The following is a 3,394-nucleotide window of genomic DNA, read 5'->3' as shown; positions in this document are numbered from 1 at the left end:
TGATGTGCGAGCCTGTCCGGAGCGCAGACAGCTTATGAGCGGCCCCGCGAAAAGCAAAAGGCCCCGCCGGGCTGGGGCAGGGCCTAAAAATTCTTGGAAAGCGAGCGCTTAGGCGCTCTGCTTGACCTCGATGCCGGCCTGCTGCAAGTGCGTCTGCAGTTCGCCCGACTGGAACATTTCGCGGGTGATGTCGGCACCGCCGATGAATTCGCCCTTTACGTAGAGTTGCGGAATGGTCGGCCAGTTGGAATAGGCCTTGATACCGTCGCGCAGTTCGGCGCTTTCCAGCACATTGGCGGTGTCATACTCGACGCCGAGATAGCCCAGGATCTGGACGACCTGGCCGGAGAAGCCGCACTGCGGAAAGTCGGGAGTGCCCTTCATGAAGAGGAACACGTCGTTGTTCTTCACCTTGTCATCGATAAAGGCGTTGATATCGGTCATGGGGAGGAGCCTTTCAGTAAACCGGGGTCAAGGCCCGGCGGAACTCGGACATTAAATAGGACGGGACTGTGGCGTTGTCGAGATCGGCCATCGTCGGATGACGATGTTTGTTACTGCGTTGCGCTGCAGCGCTCTTCGCCAGTGCCTGTTATCGTGCCTGCCACGGTGTCGAATACCTGTTCTCGCGCAATCACTGCGCCAAGCCCGTTGGTGGTAAACTCATCGAACTGTGGGCAATTCTGCGCGTCCCCATCTTCGAAACGCTGCCAATAGGTCACTTCGCTCTCGGACAGAACGAAATCGTCATCGATCCATTCGTCGATGAACAGGCCCTGCGTTTCAAGGTCATAGACCACGAGATTGCCATCGGGCCCGGTTGAGCGCGTCAGGATGAGATACTTGCCCATAAGCCCTTCATACCAGAGCGGTTCATCAGGCTGACCAATGATCCAGTCGCCGTCCCGCACCTGATACTCGCACTTGATCTTCCCCCTGGCCGGCGCGCGAACGAGGATGTCCATGCCCACCTGTTCACTACGCTCCTGCGCAATGACGAGAGCGGTCTCGTTCTGGAAGCAAAGCGCATCCTGTGCAGCGGCCGGCGCGGCCAACAAGGCGAAAGCAGACGCGGCCAGAGCCAGTCGGTTCATCAGATGCTCCTAGTTATTGGATGAGATCGAGCCGAGGCGCTCGGCGATCCAAGGGTGATTGGCACAATCGTCGACGGTTTCGAACAGTACGACCTCCCAGCCGTGCTTTCTCGCCGCATCGACTACCTTTGGCGTGTCATCGAAAAACAGCGGCGGCAGCTCGGAGGCAGCCATACGCTCTTCCGCCATCTCATAAAACTTCCCATGCGCCTTGGTCCTGCCAAAGCGGGCCGAGTAGAACATGTCCTCGAAGAGGTCCTTGAGGCCAATGGAGTGCCAGAGAAACTGCGCTCGGCTGTGGTCCTGGTTGGTGGCGAGATAGAGCCGTACTTCGGGGTGAACCTTCAGTTTCCGGACGACATCGAGCATGGCGGTGTTGGGAAAGCAATCATGGCTCATCCAGAGGTCAAGCACGGCCATGGTCGAGCCCTTGTATCCAAAGGCCTTGAGGCGACGATCGAGCGCTTCAACCATGGGGACCTCGCCAATGAGGACGCGCTTCATGAAGATGTCGTGGACGAACTCTCGCTGAAATCGATCCGCATTGATACCGAGGGCGCGCAGCTTGTCGTCGAAGCTTTCATGCAGGTCTGGCCGAGCGTGATAGCCGTGCACAAGCACGCCGTCGATGTCGAAGACCACTGCACGCGTCACGCGATTTTTCCCTGCTGCTTGAACGCGTGCCTGATGCCCTTGCCTTCGAGCGGCTCGCCGGCAAAGCGCGGGATGATGTGGAGGTGCGTGTGGAACACGTTCTGTCCACCAACGGCGCCAACATTCCAACCCAAAGTGAAGCCATCGGGTTGATGGCTCGAAAAATGATCTCGCGCAGCCGCAAGTGCACGACCGAAATCGACCCATTCTTCCGGCGTCATCTCGAACGGGTTTTCGCTATGGCGGTGAGGCACGATCATGCCGGCACGCTGCAAGGCGGAATCAAGGCTGCTGAGAACGTAAAAGTACTGCGTTTCGAGGACGGCGCTGTCGGACAGGAGACCATTGGCCCGGCAGAACCTGCATCCGGGTTCCGTCATGGCCGCCGAGCCGGCTTGGCTCCGAGCCCAACAATAACTTCTCCGGGAATGGCCAGCGCCTGAATGACATCCGTGTGCCGGCGGAAGCCGACCAATTCGCGCTGCACGAAGTAGGACCAAACGGCGTCGCGAGCGTCGTCGAGGAGCTCCTCCCGGTTGGCGGATGCCTCGGCCAGCGCCTTCAAGCTCTTGAGTACACGAGCCTCTGCCGTGCCGAGCGAGCTGGCCCGCTCGGCCGCGATTTCGTGGTCAATCGCCGAAGTGCCGGCCTCGGGCCGCACCATGCGAATGAGGTCGAGCGAGTCCCGAAGACCAGACATTGAGTTTATTCGGGAATGCTGGTTTGGAGCGCGAGCGCGTGTAGCGCACCGCCCATATCGCCCTGCAGGCTGTCATAGACCATCTTGTGCTGCTGCACGCGTGTCTTGCCCCGGAAGCTCTCCGATTTCACTGAGGCCGCCCAGTGGTCGCCGTCGCCGGCAAGGTCGCGAATCTCGATTTCAGCATCGGGCAGGGCAGCCTTGATGCGGCGCTCGATCTCGGTGGCGTCCATTGGCATGTGCAGTCTCCCGTGCTCGTTTCTGCCGTTTCCGGCCATGTCCTTGATATGGCACGCGAGTGCGGCAGCTTCAATATCGGGACGGCGCTATTGCGCCGGGGCCGGCTCCGTTTCGGCGGTGACGCCGATACAGCATTCCGCGTCCGAGCGCGTGGCGAAATTGGCCACAATAAAATCAACGACGGGGCGAATCTGCTCGGCCACCGAAGTGGCGTAGATGCAGTCGAGCGAATAGCCGCGGCCCGAGGTCACCGTTTCGGTGTGAAGCAGCGTCACGGGCACGTTCATGGGCGAGCTTTCGCTCGTGCCTTCATAAAAGAGCGCCGTTGCGTCCTGATATTGCGTGGTGCCGCTATTTCCGAGTGAGAAGCCCGGAAAGGTCTCGGCCCAGGAAGCAGTCACAGCCGCGGTGTCGATCTCGGAAACGGCGCCTTCCGCCGTCCATTGCGTGTCTTCCACCGGCAATATGGAAAGGTCGCACTGCAGTGGCGCATTGGGGTGATTGATCACCAGCGGTTCGCCCGCGCCGCCGCTGGCGACCATCACCTCGGGATAGATCAGGGTGTAGGGCTGGTCTGCAAAGATTGAGCGGGTGACGCTGACGCTCTGGCCAAGCGCTACAACTGGCATGGCTGCTGCGCCCAATCCCACTACGATCGCCAGAAAACGCTTCGATCTCATCAGACGCTCCAGAAAAACTACGCCGC

Annotated in this window: 7 protein-coding genes; all 7 read right to left on the bottom strand. The window is 60.0% G+C overall.

Annotated elements, in window-relative coordinates:
* Positions 1-108: 108 nt before the first annotated feature.
* The 7 genes from grxD to ABW043_RS21500 all read right to left on the bottom strand — a co-directional run bounded on the left by grxD (position 109) and on the right by ABW043_RS21500 (position 3,368).
* Positions 109-444, bottom strand: a complete 336-nt coding sequence (grxD, locus tag ABW043_RS21530; RefSeq protein ID WP_353923244.1) for a Grx4 family monothiol glutaredoxin — start codon at positions 442-444, stop codon at positions 109-111.
* A 110-nt stretch (positions 445-554) separates the two neighbouring features.
* Entirely contained in the window at positions 555-1,094 is a 540-nt protein-coding gene (locus ABW043_RS21525; RefSeq protein WP_353923243.1) for a hypothetical protein, read from the bottom strand.
* 9 nt (positions 1,095-1,103) lie between these two features.
* Positions 1,104-1,748 (bottom strand): HAD family hydrolase, encoded by a 645-nt coding sequence (locus ABW043_RS21520; RefSeq protein ID WP_353923242.1) that lies wholly within the window; start codon positions 1,746-1,748, stop codon positions 1,104-1,106.
* Positions 1,745-2,128: an HIT family protein gene (locus ABW043_RS21515; RefSeq protein WP_353923241.1), complete on the bottom strand. Its 384-nt coding sequence runs from the start codon at positions 2,126-2,128 to the stop codon at positions 1,745-1,747. The genes ABW043_RS21520 and ABW043_RS21515 overlap by 4 nt, the downstream gene beginning before the upstream one ends.
* On the bottom strand, positions 2,125-2,448 hold the full coding sequence (locus tag ABW043_RS21510; RefSeq protein WP_353923240.1) for a DUF6665 family protein: 324 nt from the start codon (positions 2,446-2,448) through the stop codon (positions 2,125-2,127). Before ABW043_RS21510 ends, ABW043_RS21515 begins: the two co-directional genes overlap by 4 nt.
* 5 nt (positions 2,449-2,453) lie before the next feature.
* On the bottom strand, positions 2,454-2,687 hold the full coding sequence (locus ABW043_RS21505) for a BolA/IbaG family iron-sulfur metabolism protein (RefSeq protein WP_353923239.1): 234 nt from the start codon (positions 2,685-2,687) through the stop codon (positions 2,454-2,456).
* Positions 2,688-2,774: 87 nt separating this feature from the next.
* The gene (locus tag ABW043_RS21500; protein WP_353923238.1) at positions 2,775-3,368 is read right to left on the bottom strand and encodes a hypothetical protein; all 594 of its coding nucleotides are present in this window, start codon (positions 3,366-3,368) and stop codon (positions 2,775-2,777) included.
* Between the last annotated feature and the right edge of the window lie 26 nt (positions 3,369-3,394).

It is taken from the genome of Devosia sp. (assembly GCF_040509215.1).
In the GTDB taxonomy this organism is placed as follows: domain Bacteria; phylum Pseudomonadota; class Alphaproteobacteria; order Rhizobiales; family Devosiaceae; genus Devosia.
Note: the sequence above shows the minus strand (reverse complement) of the source record. Positions and strands in the feature narration are given on the sequence as shown.